We start from the raw sequence: 20915 nt of genomic DNA on the forward strand, positions 1-20915 counted from the left end.
AACTTTATACTAAACAACTATAATATATATTATAGTTGTTTAGTATAAAGTTTTAAATTTAAAAAACAATAGCTTTATACTATTCATTTGACACATTACCTTACTTATAGTAAAGTACATACAAATATAATATACCGGGATGTAACAATGCTTATTGATGATAAAAATCAAGAATATTTTACTTTAAAAGAGATACAAATCATGCAAAATAAAAGCATAAAAAAAATACCATTTATATAAAGCTGCTTAGATTAGAAAAACAAGGGAAAATTATTACCTATAAACCATCACAAAATATAAAAGCTTTCAAAAAATATGGAAAAAAGTATTAATTTATATCCCAAAGAACAAATTTTAAAATATTTTATAACACCAAGCTTTTTAAAAAACTATAATCCTAACAAATATTTTCCCAAGTATAATCTATTAGGATTAGTTAAAAATGCCATAGCGTTTGAAGAGTTTGCAATAAAAATATATAAAAATCCAATAATATTGCCTAGTAAGTCCTATTATTTTAAAATTTTAAAAAAAAACACAAATCCTAACTATGTTTTAGATATAGATAAATATGGTTTATTTAAAACATTGAATAAAGATTATTTAGATAATATACTTATTATTTTCAATGCAAAACCTAGAGAAAAAAGAATATCTATTAAATGTGACAAGCTAAGTAAAAAAAATAAAAAAGAGAAAACAAGAAAATTTTTTGAATGGAAACTTTTCAAAAAATAGCATAGCTAAACCAATATTAAAAAATACGCTTTAATAGTAATATTTTACTATTAATTTATTAAGTGAATGCAAATAATACAAAACTATCAATAAACAAAAATGGAATTTTTGCAAAATTGAGATAGACTGAAATTTATCAGAAATTAAGGGAGAATTAAAATTTTTATGACAGCAATCATAGTATATTCATGCTTAACTATGTGTATAGTTTATTTTCACATGCAACTTAAAACATTTTTTACAAAATTAATTAGATTTTTTAAAAAATGTTTTAATATTTTTTTCTTATTAATAGAAATGTTAAAATTAATTTTTTATCTATTAATTATCAAGAATAAGTTTTATATATTTATAATAATATCAATCGCTTTAATTACAATTAAGATAATAATTTAAATTATTGTATTAATTGTAATTAAGATAAAAAATTCTAACCCACAAATAAAATAGAAATGTTTTAAAATAAGTATTATGTCTAATAAGCAACTTATTAAAAACACTTATTTTTATAAAACCTTTATTTATCTTAGAATAAAGGCTTAAATATAAAATAATAATATATACCAAGCTGTCAATAATCGAATATTTTCTCATTGAGAAACTTTGTATTGACTGCCTTAAAAACATTAACGCTAGAAATAATAATTTTTTATTAATTAAATTATGATTTCTTAGAAGCTTCTATATATTCCATAATTAAAGTTCGTATAAATCCAGAAGCTGTTAATCCCTTTTTATCTAAAATAGAATAAAATTCAACCCAATATTCATATTTTAATCCTATACTTATTTGTTTGATCGTCATTTTTGACCTACCGGACTTAACATTTGAGTTATTATTATCAACAACATCATTGTCAACACGAGAAGCAAATTTAGATTTGCTAATATTTTGTTTAATGATTTCTTCTAAATCAACCTCTTTACTTATAGGCATAAAGCATCTCCCAATCTTGAAAGTTCCAAGATAGACTTACTCTCAGGATAATAATCAAAAATCGACTTTTTATATAGCTGAGATTCTGCTATTTTAGCATCTTGTCCAATCTCATAAAGATCATATCCAAAGGTTTGAAATTGCCTTAAGTGTAAATTATGTCTTTTAAAACTTTTATTAAGCAAATTGCAAATAATCTTCTCATGTTTAACCTTTTTTCTATAAGATTTTAACAAAGAATCAAACTCTTCCTTAAAAATATTAATTCCTTCAAGACTTAAAAATTCTGGAGTCAATGGAGTAACAACTTCGCACATTGCAAGAATAATTCTTCGCTCCCAAAGCTCAAAACTGGGGGATAAATCGAAAATCGCAAATTCAAATCCCAATTTTTCTAATTCCAAGCAAAAATCATCTATCAAATATGGAAAATCCTGCAATTTGTGTTGCACATCCCTTCTAAAAGTTCCGCTAGGCACACATGGCAAAATATAAAAATTTTTTTGTATTTGTTTTAATACTTGATCTATATCTACCTTCTTTAAAAGAGAATCTTTAATATCTAACCTAAGAATTTCATGGTTAAGAAACCACGTAGAAGAACTTCCTTGTTGTATATCACAATCAACTAATACAACTTTTTTTGTTTTAGATAAATAGCTTGCAATATTTCCACTTAAGGTAGTTTTGCCAACACCGCCTTTTTGAATATGAAATGCTATTTTTTTCATACAAACTTCCTTTTAATTATATTATATCATATATTAATTACTTTATATCATATATTAATTACTTTATATCATATATTAATTACTTTATATCATATATTAATTACTTTATATCATATATTAATTACTTTATATCATATATTAATTACTTTATATCATATATAAATTACTTTTACAAAATTTCTCAATAAATCAAACCTGATAGTGGCTTAAGAAACTGTTAAAAGTAAGTGTACTTACGATACTTTCCACTTTCCTTAATGAAAAATAGCAAACACAAACACCTAAGCTTATCTTATAAATTAGGCACAATATTATTAGAACCGATAATTTTTGAGCTTTAAGTCTATCAAGATCACATTACTCTTACTATAAGTAATAACAAATAAACAAATAGAATTCTTACTTTTTTTTTTAAAAAAAATCTAAGAAAAACTTAAAATAAGTTATAATTTTCAAAAACTTTTTATTATCTTTTTCACTTTTTATAAACAAACCTCTATATATATAGAAACAGTGCTATTATGTCATAACAAAGCATTAAAAAATCACATGACTATTTGTATAATAACAATATAAATCAACACAGCATAACTAACTTATAAAACAGCATTAAAATAAAAGCTTTGATTATCTTAATTTAAAGACTTTATTAATAAAGTCTTTAAATAGAAATTAAATCAATAAAAAGTCCTAAGAAATTTCTCTCTTAAAGACTTTTTATAAATGGTTAAAGGTTAAAGATAAGTTTAAATTTACAACAATTTAGAAAAAAAACAAAATTACAAATATTTTTTTATTTGTAATGCATATTAATTGATATATAATATCAATTAATATGCTATATTATATTGTAATAATAATATATTAATTGATATTTAAGGGATAAAAATGCAAAAAGAAATAACAAGAAACTATAATGAATATGTATTTGGAGGCATCAAAGGAACTTTCTTTGGAAATTCCCAATATGAAGCTAATTATCGAGCAAAAATAAATGGCTTTATAATCGACTTTTTTAAAATTCCCATAAGTTTAAAGAAAAAATATGAAATTAATATTAAAGCCCTTAGTGATCCTAATTTTTCATCCACAAATATTGCAATGAATTGTATAAATACTTTTAAACTTATAGTTGATATTGTTAATATGCAAACTGGAGAAAATTACGATTACGACACATTTATTACAAAAACCAAAACAGAAAAAATGCTTAAATATGGAACAAAAATAATTGCTGCACTAGCAAGACACTTCGATGAACAAAACAGAAGCAACTTTAATGAAAGCTACTACGAATGGGAAAAAGGCTGGATAGATAAAAAATGGATAGATTACGAACCAACTGAAGCAGAAATTAAAGAGATTCAAACAATGAATCAAAAATCAAACCCCTTGAAGCTTAAAAATGAAGAAAACCATCTCAATAAAGGTCAAATAAAACTTTTAAAAGCTATCAGTAAAATTGAAAGCCAGTCACAACAACATAACGCCAAACCAAATAACAAAACTAAAAAATTAAAAGGAAATAGTAAGAAAGAAGCTCAAATTTAACAGTTTGCTTTAAAATGCTATATTTTATTTATTATTATTAAATAATATTTACAAAATTAAAAAAATAAAATATTATATATATAAGGTAGAAAACTATCTACCAACAGTCCCCAACACCCCTATTAATCCTCTCCAAATAAGATTAGGGGTAGGGACTTCTTTTTTGCTAAAAACTAAAACATTTAATGTCTAAACTAACAAGTTTATAGCAAATAAAAAAAATGAAAATCTAAAAAGCATAAATTAACTAAAAATTAAATTCTTATTAAGATAAATATAAAGTATAAAATTTCAATAAGATAATTGAGATTTGAATAATAATTTCTAAAGACAAATGTGCATAATTAAAATTAGCAATAAATAAAATTTCATCTTAAACAAGATTTAATTTTCTCTCCAAAAATATAATTCTTGAAAAAAAATTTTAAAAATACATGGAAATACTCAATTCTTGAACTAATAATTGAGTATTAAATATTCTCCTTTTTTAAAATTAAAAGAATTTATTATCAATATTTACTTCATACCATACATTCTTTTAAATAAACCTCTTATTTTTTAAGAGGTTTTCTTTTTATATAGAGAAAATCAAAAATCAATTAAACTATTTGACGCAAAGCTCTTACTGGGCAAATATAAATTTTTAACTTATTCTAGTTCATAACTTTAATATCTGCCGCAAATTTCTAAAAATAGAGAAAGAAATTTTCTCTGAGGAATTAATAAAAACTACTTATATAGCTAAAATTTTTATAAAATTTAGACTTTATAGATAAAAACGGTTTACTAAAATTATTCAAGACTGCTATCATATATAAGTTATATAATGAAAAGTAAAATTTTTATATTTTTAGTGTTTTTGATTCAAAATTTGACAATATATTCTCAAAACACAATCTATGAATTTAAACAAACTAAAATTAAAAATATAAAGGGAATATTTATTAATTATAAAGTCTATTTAACAGAAAATTTAGCAATTGACAATGTAAAAACCTTAAACCATATTTCCACATTCAAAATCAATCTTGTTATTGATAAAAACATTGCAGCTTCTATTAAAAATGAGCAAGATGTAATTAGAGCCGGAAATGAATGTGGTATCTTTTTAGAATTTCAAATTAATAACCGCATATACTATACCAAATTTTCATCAATAAAATATATTTTAAAAGCAATTGAAAGTTTTACCAAAATTAAAAATACAATGAATAATTCAGAAATTAAAAATCTTGAAGACAATGGAATTTTTTTATACAAAAATGGTCTCTCATACAATTTAAAAACAGATTTTCAAGAAACAGCAATATTTGTAAATTTTCTTGGCTTTAAAGATAATACCGGAAAGCCTTACTTTATCTTTTACCATGATAATATAGAGAATAAAGATAAAAATTTAAAAACAATCTTAATTTCCTTTGAAGAGTTCCATAATGGAATAAGAGAAGGGCTGTTTTTATTGAGAAATGAAAAAGCTATGCTAGAATTCATCAATCTTTCAAAAGATTAAAACAATAGATAATATAAAAACAATTTTCAAGGCAATATTATCCCAAATTAATGTTTAAAAAGCTTATTTATACTAAATACTCTTTATATCTCTTTCCTGGCAAATAATCATTTAACTTGGGCTTAAAAAGCATTTAAACCTAAGTTAACTTCCACCAAGTGCTTTAACTTTTAAATTAAAATCGTCCAAAAATTTTTTAAAAGGAATCTTGCTAAAACTTACAATAACATCATTCCTAAATGCATAAATTCTAAATGCGGCTATATCATCATTACCCAAGGCAACAAATCTTATAAATTCACTTTCTGAAATACTAAATTTATAAATTTTCACCTTAATGTTTTTTTCAGTAATTACTGTTGTATGATCATAAGGAAAATATGAATCATAAAAATCGTCATAATAAATAACACGTTTGCTATCCTCTGAGACCAACTCCCCTTTAGACTCAAATCTTGTATCTGTGATTATCTTTTCAAGCTTTATTTGATTAGAATTTCTAGCCTCAACTTTAACCAAAATAAAATATTCCCTTTTATTTTTTAACTTATCATATTTAATAGAAATTACAGACCTAAATACTCCATCTCTAGAATAATTTACACCAATATCATATTGTGAATCTAATACCTGAGAAAACCTATCATAAGCTATTTGATAAGTTTGACAAGAAATTAAAAAAAATACTAAAATAAACAACTTTACAGTAAATTTTACATTCATTAAAACCTTCCTTTAATTTATCTTATATTTATTTTAAAAAAAATTCTCAAAATCAGAAAATTAAATAATAAAATTAATTTAAATAAAAACATTCTCATTCTATAGCTTGAATTAAAATTTAAAAACTATTATTATTAGGTGTTGTTCTAACAAAAACCAATTTAAAAGATTAGATTATATCTAATCCCAATTGCTATGAATTTCAAAGTGCATCTATAGGAGAAATCGTGTATAATGACCCAAGGTCAATTATTAATACTTACTTTGTAAAAAACAGAAAAATATTCATTATCAATCCCATAGCTCTTAAATTTGAACTTAATTTTGAGAAAACTATTCAAACAAACTCAAAAGAGAATATAGCTCTCAAAACATTTAAAGGTGGAATTATTAGTTTAAAATTAAGGATAAATGAATTTTATAAATTACCAAAAGACATTCTAAAAGGAAAACTTGAATTTTATATTAACTATGTAAGTGAAGAAAAGCTTAAAATAGTGTACGACATGATGGTGGTCAAAGTTCATACAATTGATTTAAAGGCGAGCAATAAAGATAAAATTTACCTAATCGGACTTAAAATACTTGGGTCTATTTATAGAAAAGAAAATGTAGAAAATGCGTTTATTCCTATTATAAAAAATAATAATACTTACCTTTTTGAAGACAAAGAAAATAACCAAAAAGTTAATTTACTCTTAAAAGGCATCAACAAGACTATTGAACTTCCTTTTTTGACAAAAATCAGCTACTCAAATATCAAAATTATCAATAAAGCCGATATAAAAACTAGTGAAAATTTAAATGTAAATATTAAAACAACAAATAGAATGTTGCTAAATCTGAGCACAAAAATATACGAAGAACTAATCTTAACAAATTCAAATCAAATAAAAACTATCAATAGCAAACAAAAAATTCTAAAAACATTAAGATCTTTTATTGAAAATGAAAATGGATTAGGGGGGAAAATAAGATTAATTTTTCTAGAAAAAACAAATTTTTTGACTAAAAATTTAAACTTAAATAACTTAGACTTTATTTTAAATGACATTAATATTATACAAGAAAATAGCTATATCAAAATTGATATAGCTTTATTAGAAGATGAAATTGAAAAAAAATACTTAAACCAAGTCTCAAACATAAACCCATTTCTTAAAAATATCACCTTATTGTAAGTTTTTTTGGCCAGATAAATTAATGTAATCACCCCAAGCTACATTATCTAACAACTCTTAATAAACACTCTAATAAAAGCATTCAATATATAACCTACATCCTTGAAACTAACACACAATATATAATAAAATAAAATTAATGAGGTATTTATGTTAAGCATTAACGGAGTAAGGCTTTATTCTTTAAAAGAATTCCAAAATATATTAGAAGATTCTTATAATCTTTCAATTAGCAAAAATACTATATCTAAAAAATCAAAAATTTTAAGATGCGCAATTCATGTAGATAACCGGCCTTACCTTTTAGAAGATTTTTGTACATATTTTCTAATGGACTTTAGAAGACCCAAGCCTATAACAAATAGCATGAAAGAAACAATTCAATTAAGAATTGAGCAAGCAAAAAAAATAATGTCCCGAAAATCTACAAAGCATGAAATACAAATTGTTCCTAAACACATAGGTCATATTTTATAATCCATCGTATTGACATTTCAAAAACATTGTTATAGAATATGGTAAAAAGCTAATTATTTTGTTTGTAATATAGTGAAAATTTAGAATGCAAGCTAAATAATTGAAAAAGCTTCTGAAACTACAACAAATTTCACTTCAGAAGCCAGGATAATATAATGATAATAAAAATAAGAAATAATGTCAATAAAACTTTTAATAATCTTATAACATTAGAAGAAATTATAAAGAACAACCAAAAAAATACAAGCTCTAATTTAATAGAACTAAAGCACTCAAGATTAAAGTCATATTTAACTAAAAAAAGGGCCATATATCAAAGGATACTAAAGGTATGCTGGGCAATTGAACTTAAAAACAAGGAATACTATAAATCTAACAAACTTAGAACATATTCTACAATAGAAATATATAATATAGTTAACAAATGTCTTGCAAAAGATAATCAAAAAACATCAATCAGAACATTAGAATATGATATATCATTTTTAAATCAAGTATTATTGATAACAACTAAACTAAAACATTTGGGTAAAGATAATGGAAGCTTTGCATTTTACATACAAAATAAAAATCTTTGGAAACACCGTTTTACAATTATTCAAGAAGCAATTAATAGAGAAATAGAAGAATATTTAAAAGACAAAAAAATAGTATCTGATTTTTCTAAAGAAATTGACAATGCTAAAAACAAAAATAATATAAAAAATATAAAGCCTAACAGCTCAATTGCAGATGAATCAATTGCAGATGTTATACCTAAAGGTATAAAAGATATATATAAGATAAAGAATTCTATAAGAAAAAATAATAAAAAAATATCCTATAAAGAATATATTGCAAGTAAACTAGTAAAAGTTCATAAAATAGAAAAACTTAAAATAACAAAAATACTAAAAATAAGCAATAATGAAAAAACTTATGTCAATGCACTAAGAAACTTAAAGTTAGCAATAGAAACGTATAAAGAAGAATATAAAATCGAAGATATTTCAAATCATTTTATAAAAGAATTTAAAAATAAATATAGTAAAAAAATCTGGATGATGAACGGAAAAACTGATAAAGTAAATGACTTTAATGAAATTTGGGAAACAAGATTTAAGAAAGCACTTTTAAACAAAAGTTTAAAAGAAAGCTATCACAATAAATATTTGAAAGACAAAAAGAATATTACTAATTATGATAAAAGAATAAGAGTGATTTTTGATAATCATAAAGGTCTTAAAAAAATAAGCAAAATTAAAATTAATTGAAAAAATATTAGTTTTTAATATTATGATAATTTCAAATAAAGGAAAAATTGGTTTGATTGCTAAATTCAAAATTAATGTTAAATAAACATCTTAGATGTTTATAGGGGAAAATAATTATATTAATTAAATCTATAAAAGATTTAAATAGAATTAATAATTTTGTATTTATTATAGATATTATTTTCCATTTATCCTAGAATGATTACCTCTGTTTTTATAAATTTTCTCTTTTTATAAGTAAAATAACCCCAGATAAAATCTCTAATTTCTAATATTACTATTTACTATAAAAATTTTATCTTCACTAAATCTGTTTTTCAAAAACAGGTCGCTACTTTATTTTAAAGTTAAAGCTTTCTTGTTTATTTTGATTCAAATAACTAAATTCTCTACTTTCTACTACAAAACAAAATTTGTTTTGGTATTTTTTATATCCAATTCTTAAAATAATATTTTGGTTTTAATTTATTATAGCTTTCAAGCTATAAGTTAGACTTAACATTATTTAGTATCCTAGAAAACTTTTTTATTTATCTTTGAAATTAGATATTAATTTATTAACTTTTTCATGATCTTTTTTCAAAAGATTAGTATTTCAAATAATTTTAATTTTTTCTTATTATTATAATATATTCAATTCCAAAAAATAGATATATCTATTTGTAGAAAACTTACATTTTGATATGTATTTAAATATTTGAAAATTTTTAATTCTTTTTCACTTATATAATAAGCGCACATCCTTTTTATCACTTTATTCTTTTTTATTGATAAATTTTGACCATTTATTTCTAAATTGTCATTTAAATAATATAAAAGGGTATTTTAATTAGAAATTTTAAATTTTCTGTTTACAGAATCTATAATATATAATTAAGACTATTGATTTATTCTAATGGTTATTTTTAAATTTAGTGATTTTCACTAAGGTGTTGCTCTATGTGCTATATGTCAACTTATATAAAAAATAAGAATTACTTAGAGGAAATAAAATTTTTGAAAAATGTGTTTATTTTTGACAAATCTTTATCATAGTCTATTTCATGGATAATTAATGATAAAAGTGCAAAAAGTCTTTTTGGAATAAAAATATATATATACCATAAGAAGTAATCAATTTTTGAGTATCTTAAAAATTGTAAAAAAATTTATTAAGCTGCAAAATTGATGGTTGCAGCTATAATTAATAATTTATTAAAATAAGTTTTAGAAAATTTTACTAACTTTCTTATATTTATTATTGTTTTTTGCATAATACTTGCTTTTACGATGAAAAAATGCAAAAAATCAGCAATAGGAAATAAAAATAATAATTACAATAATAAAGATTTTTCTATTGAGCTTAAGTTATGAGAAGAGAAATGATAAAAAACGTGAACTTACATTTTATAATAAAAAGAAAAATATTATATCTATATAAATTCTTACAATAGTAAGAGATAAAATAGATAAATTTATAAAATCAATTATTGAACCAGAAATAAACTGTAAAAAGTTTACAGCAGAAATACATAGTGGAAGCAAAGCATGTGATGATTCTCAATCAGATAATATTAAAAAGCCATAGGAAGAATAAATTGTATATAGTAAATCTATCGATACAGACTGTTTCTTTGTTCTTTATGAAGTAAATAGTAATACGAAAAGCCTATAATATAAGTGTAAATTAAAAGCTTTTTTAATTTACACTTATATTATAGGTTGAGCATTCTCTTGTTTTTTTGTAATAAAATTAATCAGTTGCTTTTGCAATATGAATAGTTTTTATTATAGGAATCCGAAAGATTGGCTTCTCTAGAAGAACAAGAATGACTTCCAGTATTCTTAATGGTAAAAGCTATTTTAAATACTTATTTTAGAACATAGTAATTTACCAATTCTGATATAGCTTAAACAATATTTTTGACTTTTATCTAAATCAGTTAATATATCTTTTGTAAATTGACGAAATTCCATTTTCTCATCCACAATATTTTTTTTACAACTAGGACTTTATTTGTTTAATTTAAAACAAGCTACATATTTACATATTATTGTAGCCTGTTTTAAAAATAAAATACTTAATATTATTACCAAATGCCATTCTTGTCAATGGCACTTTGCACTTTTTTTAGAGAATCCTTCATTAATAAGATTGGCCTTACTATTGCTTTATATGCTTGGTATAAATTAGATTGTTCTTTGATCTTTGCAATTAAAGTTTTTATTTCTGTTTCAATGTTCTCTAATTTACTTTTTGCATGCGTGTCATTTATGTATACAAAATTTGTTGCAGTCTTTACACTTACTTGAATATAATTCAACAAGGTCTTGAAATTTTTTTCAAGGTCTTCTTTTGTAAACTTTGCAGCTTCTTCTTTAGCTTGGGCTTTAGAAAGGTTGTCAAGGCGTGTAGAATACATTTGGGTTAGCTTTGTTAAAAATAATGTATAAGTATCATATATCGTAGCAATTGTTTTAATTGCTGAATCTATATTATATTTAACACCTTCTAGATAAGATTGATATCGATTACTTAATTTTATTTCCTCATAATCATATTCATCATATTCGTCATATTCTTCTAAATAATACCGATCATAATCCTCTTCCTCTATTTCATCAGTGTATGAAATAGAGCTTGATCCTGAAATGCCTTGTAAGGCACTCTTTAGCCTTAAATCAGAATCTATAGTAATATCAATTTCATTGCTTTCAATAGTCTCCTCCAATTCACCACTTTCACCGCTAAGAGAATTTAAACTTTCTTGAGTCATCCCTTTATGTTCATCTTGTTGTTTTTGTGTTTTTTCTTTTCTAGTCTCAGATTGCTCTTTTAATAATTCAGTTTTTAAATTTTCTTCCTCTAATATTACATTTTTTTGTAAAAAATTGCTTTTATTAGCAGAGTCCCTTTTTAAACTATGAATATACAGTTCTTTTCCAGAAACCTTGCTTTTGCCTTTCTTATTCATAGGCTTTTTAATAGATTCCTCGCTAGTCTCTAAAATAGAGCTTCCCTTATCAAATAAGCCAGGGGATTCCTCTTTCATTTCATATCTTATGAATAAATCACAACTTATAAAACCAAAAAGTAATCCCAAAGCTAAATATTTACTTTTAACTTTCTTCATGCTTTCTCTCCTTTAAATTTAATACTAACTCTAAATCATTTTAAGTCGGATTCCAAAAATTAATAAGCTTTTCTTATTAAAAGAGGCAAAATTATTGCAATTTTAATCTATATAACTAAACCAGTATTTACTATTATTTGTCAATTTATTGAATCTCTCTTGCTTATTAAAAATTTAAAACAGGGCTATTAAGAGGATGGACAAATTATTTTTTATTAAATTTTATAAACAGATCTTAAAAAATAACTTCTAAATAAAATTGAAAAAAGTTTAAATGTAGCTACCATTTTATCATATGCTGAGTTAATTCTTGAAATTTGAACTGTAATCAGATCTTTATATTCTTTATCAAGATATACTATTTTAATTTAAAAACCAAAGAACTTTTACATTATCACATTTGAGCTTCTCTTATCAGAAATTAAATTGCAGATCATTTTATTTCTAGTAAAAAGAATTGCTTTGTCTAATTTTTCAGTTGCTGCCAATACATCTATTTGCGATTTACGCTTTCCCTATCAGCGCCAATGGCTATCTTAAGTTCTTTAAATAAAAAAAATAAAGATGCAGCCTTACGACTATATACTTTATCTAAAATAGTAATTAAAATTTCTATTTTTTTAACTCTCTTCTTACAAATAAAGCACTAATAATGCAAAAATAGAAATAATTATTTTTCATCTATATCATAACCAAGACGATTGCAAGCTACTGTTATAGTTTCAACAGCTTCGCTTAATAATTTCAATGGCTCACTAAATTGTTTTGACTCACTTTTGGCACTTTCCTGTAGTAACTCACCAGAAACACCATTTCCGCTGTGTTTAACATCACCAAGGAACTTGTCTACATCTTTCATTAACTCTTTTATACATTTTTTAACCAAATCTTTTCCTCTTGTCTTGGGATAAGAATCCATGCACATTACAGAATAACCATACTCATCCTTATTTTTACTATTAAATTCGTCTACAACTTTCTTTATTTTATCGTAGATACTATCATCACTATCAAAATCATTATCATTTATTTTTGGCACTACCTCTAATATCTTGTCTAATAAGCGTATTTTATCTATCCCAGTCTTCATATTATATTTAAGAGCCTCTGAAGCACTATATCCTGAAACTATTAATGACTTTACAGCTTCATCAATCTTTTCAGCTGATTCCCTAATTTCTTTTACAAGTGATGGAGCATCTCCCAATGCTATCTTAGCATTCTTCCTTTTACCTAAAACTTTGTCTTTAGATGCCTTGGCGGAAATATTAACCTTTTCAGCCATATCTTTAATATTGTCTTTGCTTGAGACCTTAATTTCCAGCTTAGATTCAAGCATCCCTTTTACAACACCCACAACCTCAGAATCCGCTTGATTGCCCTTTCCCATAGTGTCATTTAAATACCATAATTTACAAGACATTACGAAAAAGATATTAAATAAATATAAATATATTTTCATATTTAAACCTCTCTTTGCAGGAGAAATTTACATCATTTTATTAAGATTGCAACTTATCTGACATTTATTCTTTCTAAAATTATCTACTTTAGTCGTTAATGTAAATTAAAATAATCTACTAATAAAAATCATTTATTATATTTGATACTTTTTATTGGCTTTGAATTTTTTAGAGTATCTATTTTTTGTCTTATATTTCATCTATACTTTGCTCTATAATGCACTCATCTTGAATGGGGCATGAAAAAATACAATATACCAACTAAAAATTTTATAATTCAATTTTTAATTCAATACTAAACATATTATAAAAAGGAGTATCTTTAAGATTTATCTTTTTATTAAATTCTAATATATTTGCCATTTTTAAAGAACATCCTTTAAGAATCAAAAAATTATTGTCAAAATAGAATTGTAAAGAATTAGTATTTAAATTGGTTTTTAAGGAAACCGTTGTTTGCAATAATTCACGAATCCATGTTAGTTTGATCCCAGATCCAAAAAAATAATTATTATTCTTCGAATAACTCTCAAATACTATTGATAAATCATTAAAAACATCATTTTCAAAATTAATGTAATATCTAAGACCAAGCAAAAATCTATTGTCATCATCATCAAATTTATAATTTTTAGACCAAAGTAAGTCTTGTCTTAACGTAGAGTAAAAAAATATTCCACTAAAAACTTCAAATAAAAAATCAAAAATAATATTGATATCAAAAGTTTTATTTTCAATATTAAATGGGAATTCAACCATTGCAAGTAAATCTACTGCATCAAAAGAAGCTTGAAAATAAAGCCAGGGGGATAAATATTCAGGAGACAAAAACTTATTTAGGCTTTCTTTGTCGAACATAGAACCCAAAGAAATAGAATAATTGGAAATAAAATAATAAAACTCAAAAAACCACTCTGGCTCTATTGTGGTCCTTTTTAAAACAATATTTTCAATTAATCCATTTCCTAAATAATAATTTTGCTTACCTAATTTAAAAATAAAATCATTAAAGCTTAAATTGAAGAATAATTTATTAAAACTAAAATATTGATCATTATTTTGTACAATAAAAGAAGGAGCAAAGCCAAATTCTAACATCTTATAGTTTAATAAAAATCCCAAATAAGCTTCATTGGAGAATTGCAAAGCCCCTGTACCAAAAAAATCTTTTTTATCTTCATCGGGGAATAATAAAGAAAATTTCGTTTTTAATCCCAAATGTTCCTTAAAAACCAAAGGGGACTCAGAAAACAAAAAACTAGGAAAAGTCGAAAAAAGAATTAAGAAAAATTTTTTTAAAAATCCCACTATTAACTATCCTACATATACTCTCAATTCACATAATTTGAATATATGTCAAATATTCTATTAAATCCTTTTAAACTAAAAATAGAGTTGTTTAGACTCGTACTAATAATATCTTCTACATAAATTTTTGTACTAGAATCGTTAAAAGCTTTATCTTCAATTTCAAAATAAACAAAAGCATCGATTCCTTTAATATTTCCTTTTCTGTAAATTACTTCTTTTAAAGTTTTCAATTCTTTGTCTTTGTGTAAAGTTTTAAAATCATTTTTATTAATTTTTAATAAATCTACAAATGGATAGATTGATTTTTCTTTTGATTGAAATTCAAGTCTATTGTCTTCGGATTTTAATAAAACGAAATCTGTATTAAAATTTAAACCCAAAATATCTTTAAGTTCAGATGCACCCTTAACCTTATAGGATGCGCTTACCTTCATTGGAATCTTGGCTTGTCTTCCTAACATAAAATGCCCTTTATTCCTAATAGATAAAAAGGCAAAATCTGTTTTTGATCCTGACATATATATTAAACGTACATCCCTATTATCAATATTAACAATTCTTAGCCCCACACTTTCTTCTAAATTATTTTTTACATTAATTTTAAAATTCATCTTGAAAGCATAAATCCCGCTTTTTAATTGGGGATAATACAGATTCTCAAATTCTTTTATTAAACTTTTTTCATCCCCAGCATTTAATAAATTCAAAACACAAAAATTAAGAACAATTACAAAAATTTTAAGCATCGTTCATTACCTCTATTACCGATTTCTTACTTGCTTTGCTAAATGGCAAAATAGAAGAAAAAATAGCAAGAACTAACATAAAGATTGAAACATATATTATATCACTAGCATAATAAAATATATTGATATAATATGTTTCTGAATAGCCTGGGGGAGTAAAACTAATTTTCTGAAACTGAACAAAAAGTTTAGCAAAATAAGCCAATATTACTCCTATAACGATATTTATGACAGAAATGATTACAATTTCTAAAAATAGAGAGTAAAAAAGTTCCAATTTGGTTAAACCAATTGCTCTTAATGTGCCAAGTTCTCTAGTGCGCTCAATGCTTAATGCTGTCGTTATCTGGAAAAATGCAATAAATATAAGAAGAGATACTAAAACCAATATGAATATAAATGTTGTTCTAGTCATCCCTAAAACAGATTTAAAATAAGGATTAATCTCAAACCAGTCATTATAATCAAATGCAATCCCCTTATTTTTTTTAAAATTATCTAATTTCTTTTTAAAAGTTTCTAAAGTAGAATTATCCTTTAAAAACACTTGGATCACGTGTGCGCCACCCTCAAATGCAAACAAGTCTTTTAAAGTCTTAATAGTAGTAATCGCAAAAATATTATCTGCTGTTGAAAATGGAAATTTTACAATTCCAGCAACTTTAATATTTTGAAAATTCAAACCTCTGCCGAGTAAATTTGTCATTAGTGTAAGATCAGAATTAGTTTCCATTATTTTTTCTATACCAAATGAAGCCGCTAAATTACTCCCAAGTAAAAACTCACCCCCATTAGAATCATGAAAAATCGGTTCACCTTCTAGTAAAGATAGACTGCTTGTAATTATGTCTGGGTCTTCATAGGCAAATGCAAAAACCGGGTTACTTGTCGAAGAATTTCCAAGAAGCCCATCAAAATTAACTATTAAATTGGTGGATTGTAATTCATCATAACCAACTATTTCATCTCGTATAAGATTGATATCCTTTTCTTCAAGTAGCAACTCGTTCTTAAGACTACTAAATTTAGGATTAAAATAATTTTCTTTCGCAATTTGAATATGACCAGTTGAACTGACAAAGCTCTTTTCCATCCCTTCTCTGCTAAAATTCATATATCCAACAAAAACCAATAAAAATACCACAGAACTTGATAGAAGCAACGACAATAGAATTGTACGCCTTAAATCTCTAAAAATATTGTAAAAAGCCAATTTAAACACATTCACCTCCCACTAAAGACAGTACTCCATCTTCTATTCTATAAAGTTTATTAGCCAAATTTTTTAAATTGTAATCATGAGAAACGAAAATTCCAATTGCATTCTTATCTTTAAGATACTTTTGTATTGAAGTATAAACAAAAATGGCTGTTTCTTTGTCTAAATGACTAGTTATTTCATCTCCAATTATTAATTTGGGGTCATAAACAAAAGCTCTTGCTATTCCTATCCTTTGCCTTTGTCCTCCAGACATATATTTGGGTTTTTTATTAACAAACTTTGAAAGTTTAAAAAATTCTATTAATTCTTCCGTTTTAGACCTTAATTGCTTGGCACTTTTCCTTGAAAATCTTAGGGGCAATGAAATGTTATCAAAACCTGTAAGACTTGGAATAAGCTCAAAATGTTGAAAGATTAACCCCACGTTATATCTTCTAAATAAAGTCCTATCCTTTTCATTCATCGAACTTAAAAGAGTTGAGTTGAAACGTATCTCTCCTGTATCAAGCGAATCTATTCCAGAAAGTAAATTCATAAAAGTTGTCTTACCACTCCCCGTAGGCCCTGAAATCCAAACCATGTCCCTTGATTTTAAACTAAGTGAAATATCTTTATTTGCATGAACAATTTCCTGCCCAATTTTGTATTTTTTATTAACCAATTTTAAATCTAGACTAATATTCCCCACAAAACCTCCTATATTCTAAATTCAACTGTACAATTTAAAAAATTTTCTCAAAATAATATCACTCAAAAATTATTGAACTTAATAAAAACCCAAATGATAATTTTTTATCCTGATTAATACCAACCTTGAAGACAAAGGGAACCTCCTTAAATAACTTATAGCCTATCCCAAAACCCAAAATATAAAGAAACTTTCCTTTATCTAAAAGTAAATCCTCTTTCATGCCATATCCAATATCTGAAGACATCACCAAAAACAAATCGGAAGCAATATTTTTTAATGCTTCAAGAAAAAACAATCTATACTCCAATCCAAAATTAGAAATAACATTAAAATAAAGACTATCTTGATCCATTTTGGGAATAGTTAAAGCATAAAAATTTAAAGCATTATAATCAAATCCAGCTTCAAAAATAGAAGACTTTTTAAAATTGCCTGCCATTCCAAGATCAACCTTAAATCCCAACTCTCCAAAAGGAATATAAACAAGATATTTTAAATTCCAATGTACTCTATAAAACTGCTCATTATTATCTGGTAAATACTTATACAAGAAAGACGTTCTAATATCTGCTCTCTGAAACTCTGAATAATAAATTGGAAGTAAAATCGCAACTGTGTTTTCCAAGGTTAAAGCATTATGATATGACCCCTCAACACCAACTTCTGTTTCTTTGATTAAATGATTCATTAAGCCCGATCTAAATCTATTTTCAAGCCTTAAATAATTTAAATTATAGCCAAACTCAAAATTACCAATATGTTCAATATTCTTAGAATCAAAAACAAATGGGATCCTGATCTCATAAAATACCTTGGAAAAAAATTTCCTAAAATCATAAGCAAGTCCAGAACCAAATAAAAACATTTTAGAATAATCAGTTCCCAATCTAAAAAAAGGTGCGATTTTTGAATCATTTTCCTTAATGTTCAAAATAAAATCAAAATTATTTTCAAAATTATTTGGAATACTAAAGTAATCAAGATGAAATTCAAAATCCACTCCACTTATTACCAAATCGCTTAGTTCATCATCTAATTCATTTGCAAACACATCAAAGCAAATCAATATTAAAAAAAACACCTTTTTCATGAATACCTCAAATCTTTATTAAAATTAAATTTGGAGTCATTTCTAGTAAAAAGAATTGCCTTCTTTTAATTTTTCAATTGCCAACACAACCATATTCCCATTGGGGAAGATAGCCTTAGCTTTTTTTAAACACTCAATTGCTTCCAATCTTCTATTAGTACGGATTAAAAAAGAACTTTTTACTAATTCTTTTAAATATTTTTGCCTATTACCAAGATTAATACCTTCTGCTTTATCAATATAGCTTTTTGCCAATAGAATTTTATAAAAATCCTTATTTGACACTCTAACTGTATAAAAAATAGATAGGGGAATAAAAACTTTAACGTTATTGCCGTCTATTTTTAAAGCCTCTTCTAGATACCTCTTGGCATTAACAAAATAAAAATATAATCTATTTCCGTCATGAGGTATTAAATTTATAGCAAGCTCTCCCAATACCCTAAAATAGTCTGATGGAACATTCTCTTTTAAAGAAAGTTTAGAAGCATAATTATAATTACGAATTAATTTTTGAATCAACTCGTTATATTTATGTGGATCATTAATTAAGTAAGAAACGTCACACAAAACTAAGGACATAAGTAAATTCAAGTAATTATATTGAATGCTTTCCCTTTTATATTTCATTAAAATATTATTTTCTATGCTTTGAAGCTCATTTTTAAAAATTTTATCGGGTGCAAAAAAATCAAACTCAAAATTACCAGAACAATATTTAGTATGAATGCTTTCTATTTTATCTATGTATTCTTTTATACCTTTTTCAAAAGAGTATAAACCAACATTTGCTAAAAAAATTAAACACAACCTTAACATACAAAATTAACTTATAAATCTTAAATAAGTTGTATTAACCTCCTTATTCAACTAATTTTTTATAGGAAAATCCATAAACAAATTTCCACCCTTGTTTTGCTCTAGAACCATCTTGTGGAAAGCTCCGTTAGGAAATATTTCCCCAGCCCTAAGTATATATTTAAGACTTTCTTTTTCATTTTTAAGAAGGAAATATGCCTGGCTTATCCATATATTTGCGAAATATTTTTCTACATTTGTTTGACCATGTTTAAATCCTAATTGAGCAAAGGATAAGGTTTTATTTGGATCTCCTCCTGCAACCCTTGGAGCATACAAATACCAACTTGCAATAGAAGTATTAGCAAATGAGTTTTTACCATTAATTTTTAAAGACTTTTCAAAATATTTTCTAGTCTCATTTGCAAGCTTACTTAAAGCTGCGCCACCAGCATACCTCAAGAGCATTAAATTAACATCTCCCAAAACCCTATAAATATCACTTTGAATGTTTTTTTCCAAACCTTTAAAATCTATTGATGCAATTAGCTCTAAAAGAGATTTTTGAGTAGATTTTAAAACAGAATAACTTTTAGAAGAATTCTTTTTTCCTTCTTTATTCTGAAGAAGCCTGGCAATTTGGTAATCAATAAGATTAATAAAATATAGCCTGACACCAGGATTCATTTCACTCAATGTTTCTTTAAGCTTATTAAGCCTATATATATAGGCATCTTCATCATTTCTTTTTGACAATTCTTCAATTTTACCCGAATAATAGCCCTCTAATATGCCATAAAATTCTCTATTTGAAACATCAAATGAATATATATAACCAACACTAATAAATAATAATAAAAAACAATGACTAATTCCTTTCATAATTACACCATTAAAAATATAGCTCAATAATTTATCCTTTTAAGGAAATAAAAAAAAATTCAATACTGCACACTCATTTCTAAAATTTACTCTTAAATATTGGTTAAAATGAGTCAATATGTCATCATAAATAGTAATTTTATTAAACATTCATTTCTTTGATTATTTGAGAAATATATTTTATAAAATTGATGTATTTAATATAAAAAAAACAACTATACGTAAACAAATGCCAGTCTATACTAGTCCACACACAAACTCAAATCACAAAAAAATTACTTCTTTCTCTTCACATTTCACAAAAAAATCTAAGAAAAAATATTTATGATATAGATATCAATAATTATTTATATTCTTGTGTTACTATACATCTATAGTTAAAGACATTAAAAAATAAAATTTTAATTACTTTTTATGTAAAATAAATAGTCTTAACGCTTTAAAGCGCAATTATACTAAATAATAATAATATATATTATTATTATTTAGTATAATTGC

The 20915-nt window shown here is 24.5% G+C and carries 19 protein-coding genes; 6 read left to right on the forward strand and 13 right to left on the reverse strand.

What is annotated here, in order from left to right; all coding sequences use genetic code 11:
• The first annotated feature begins 315 nt into the window (after nucleotides 1-315).
• Entirely contained in the window at nucleotides 316-738 is a 423-nt protein-coding gene (locus BLA33_RS05465) for a hypothetical protein (RefSeq protein ID WP_075226677.1), read from the forward strand.
• A gap of 661 nt (nucleotides 739-1399) precedes the next feature.
• On the opposite strand, the gene BLA33_RS05475 is transcribed toward BLA33_RS05465, so the two are convergent.
• A complete protein-coding gene (locus BLA33_RS05475; RefSeq protein WP_029346853.1) occupies nucleotides 1400-1675 on the reverse strand; it encodes a hypothetical protein in 276 nt (91 codons plus the stop codon).
• A complete protein-coding gene (locus BLA33_RS05480; protein WP_029346854.1) occupies nucleotides 1666-2406 on the reverse strand; it encodes a ParA family protein in 741 nt (246 codons plus the stop codon). Before BLA33_RS05480 ends, BLA33_RS05475 begins: the two co-directional genes overlap by 10 nt.
• A gap of 888 nt (nucleotides 2407-3294) precedes the next feature.
• Between BLA33_RS05480 and BLA33_RS05490 the strand changes: the two genes are divergently transcribed.
• Together BLA33_RS05490 and BLA33_RS05495 are read left to right on the forward strand one after the other, a co-directional pair.
• Nucleotides 3295-3957 carry a hypothetical protein gene (locus tag BLA33_RS05490; RefSeq protein WP_029346855.1) on the forward strand — a complete coding sequence of 221 codons (663 nt, stop codon included), beginning with the start codon at nucleotides 3295-3297 and terminating at the stop codon, nucleotides 3955-3957.
• A gap of 826 nt (nucleotides 3958-4783) precedes the next feature.
• Nucleotides 4784-5467 carry a hypothetical protein gene (locus tag BLA33_RS05495; RefSeq protein ID WP_029346856.1) on the forward strand — a complete coding sequence of 228 codons (684 nt, stop codon included), beginning with the start codon at nucleotides 4784-4786 and terminating at the stop codon, nucleotides 5465-5467.
• 144 nt (nucleotides 5468-5611) lie between these two features.
• Here the strand turns inward: BLA33_RS05495 and BLA33_RS05500 are convergent, their stop codons facing one another.
• Nucleotides 5612-6190, reverse strand: a complete 579-nt coding sequence (locus tag BLA33_RS05500) for a hypothetical protein (RefSeq protein ID WP_029346857.1) — start codon at nucleotides 6188-6190, stop codon at nucleotides 5612-5614.
• Between the two features lie 227 nt (nucleotides 6191-6417).
• Between BLA33_RS05500 and BLA33_RS05505 the strand changes: the two genes are divergently transcribed.
• The 3 genes from BLA33_RS05505 (at nucleotide 6418) to BLA33_RS05515 (ending at nucleotide 9101) form a co-directional block, all read left to right on the forward strand.
• Nucleotides 6418-7371 (forward strand): hypothetical protein, encoded by a 954-nt coding sequence (locus BLA33_RS05505; protein ID WP_029346858.1) that lies wholly within the window; start codon nucleotides 6418-6420, stop codon nucleotides 7369-7371.
• A gap of 150 nt (nucleotides 7372-7521) precedes the next feature.
• A complete protein-coding gene (locus tag BLA33_RS05510; protein WP_012622377.1) occupies nucleotides 7522-7848 on the forward strand; it encodes a hypothetical protein in 327 nt (108 codons plus the stop codon).
• A gap of 155 nt (nucleotides 7849-8003) precedes the next feature.
• Nucleotides 8004-9101, forward strand: a complete 1098-nt coding sequence (locus tag BLA33_RS05515; RefSeq protein WP_029346859.1) for a plasmid maintenance protein — start codon at nucleotides 8004-8006, stop codon at nucleotides 9099-9101.
• Between the two features lie 1736 nt (nucleotides 9102-10837).
• Here the strand turns inward: BLA33_RS05515 and BLA33_RS06105 are convergent.
• The 10 genes from BLA33_RS06105 to BLA33_RS05560 all read right to left on the reverse strand — a co-directional run bounded on the left by BLA33_RS06105 (nucleotide 10838) and on the right by BLA33_RS05560 (nucleotide 20417).
• On the reverse strand, nucleotides 10838-10942 hold the full coding sequence (locus BLA33_RS06105; RefSeq protein WP_158605437.1) for a DUF5425 family lipoprotein: 105 nt from the start codon (nucleotides 10940-10942) through the stop codon (nucleotides 10838-10840).
• Nucleotides 10943-11170: 228 nt separating this feature from the next.
• Nucleotides 11171-12214 carry a hypothetical protein gene (locus BLA33_RS05520; protein WP_029346860.1) on the reverse strand — a complete coding sequence of 348 codons (1044 nt, stop codon included), beginning with the start codon at nucleotides 12212-12214 and terminating at the stop codon, nucleotides 11171-11173.
• Between the two features lie 670 nt (nucleotides 12215-12884).
• The gene (locus BLA33_RS05525; RefSeq protein WP_075226678.1) at nucleotides 12885-13604 is read right to left on the reverse strand and encodes a hypothetical protein; all 720 of its coding nucleotides are present in this window, start codon (nucleotides 13602-13604) and stop codon (nucleotides 12885-12887) included.
• A gap of 343 nt (nucleotides 13605-13947) precedes the next feature.
• On the reverse strand, nucleotides 13948-14913 hold the full coding sequence (locus tag BLA33_RS05530) for a hypothetical protein (RefSeq protein WP_050581080.1): 966 nt from the start codon (nucleotides 14911-14913) through the stop codon (nucleotides 13948-13950).
• Between the two features lie 95 nt (nucleotides 14914-15008).
• The gene (locus tag BLA33_RS05535; protein ID WP_029346863.1) at nucleotides 15009-15734 is read right to left on the reverse strand and encodes a hypothetical protein; all 726 of its coding nucleotides are present in this window, start codon (nucleotides 15732-15734) and stop codon (nucleotides 15009-15011) included.
• Entirely contained in the window at nucleotides 15727-16956 is a 1230-nt protein-coding gene (locus BLA33_RS05540; RefSeq protein ID WP_029346864.1) for an ABC transporter permease, read from the reverse strand. The genes BLA33_RS05535 and BLA33_RS05540 overlap by 8 nt, the downstream gene beginning before the upstream one ends.
• A complete protein-coding gene (locus BLA33_RS05545) occupies nucleotides 16949-17644 on the reverse strand; it encodes an ABC transporter ATP-binding protein (protein WP_029346865.1) in 696 nt (231 codons plus the stop codon). The genes BLA33_RS05540 and BLA33_RS05545 overlap by 8 nt, the downstream gene beginning before the upstream one ends.
• Before the next feature lie 58 nt (nucleotides 17645-17702).
• Nucleotides 17703-18737, reverse strand: coding sequence for a hypothetical protein (locus tag BLA33_RS05550; protein WP_029346866.1), 1035 nt, complete (start codon nucleotides 18735-18737; stop codon nucleotides 17703-17705).
• 42 nt (nucleotides 18738-18779) lie between these two features.
• On the reverse strand, nucleotides 18780-19556 hold the full coding sequence (locus BLA33_RS05555; protein ID WP_029346867.1) for a hypothetical protein: 777 nt from the start codon (nucleotides 19554-19556) through the stop codon (nucleotides 18780-18782).
• A gap of 51 nt (nucleotides 19557-19607) precedes the next feature.
• Nucleotides 19608-20417 carry a hypothetical protein gene (locus BLA33_RS05560; RefSeq protein ID WP_075226679.1) on the reverse strand — a complete coding sequence of 270 codons (810 nt, stop codon included), beginning with the start codon at nucleotides 20415-20417 and terminating at the stop codon, nucleotides 19608-19610.
• Between the last annotated feature and the right edge of the window lie 498 nt (nucleotides 20418-20915).

It is taken from the genome of Borreliella garinii, from assembly GCF_001922545.1.
Taxonomy (GTDB): Bacteria; Spirochaetota; Spirochaetia; order Borreliales; family Borreliaceae; genus Borreliella; species Borreliella garinii.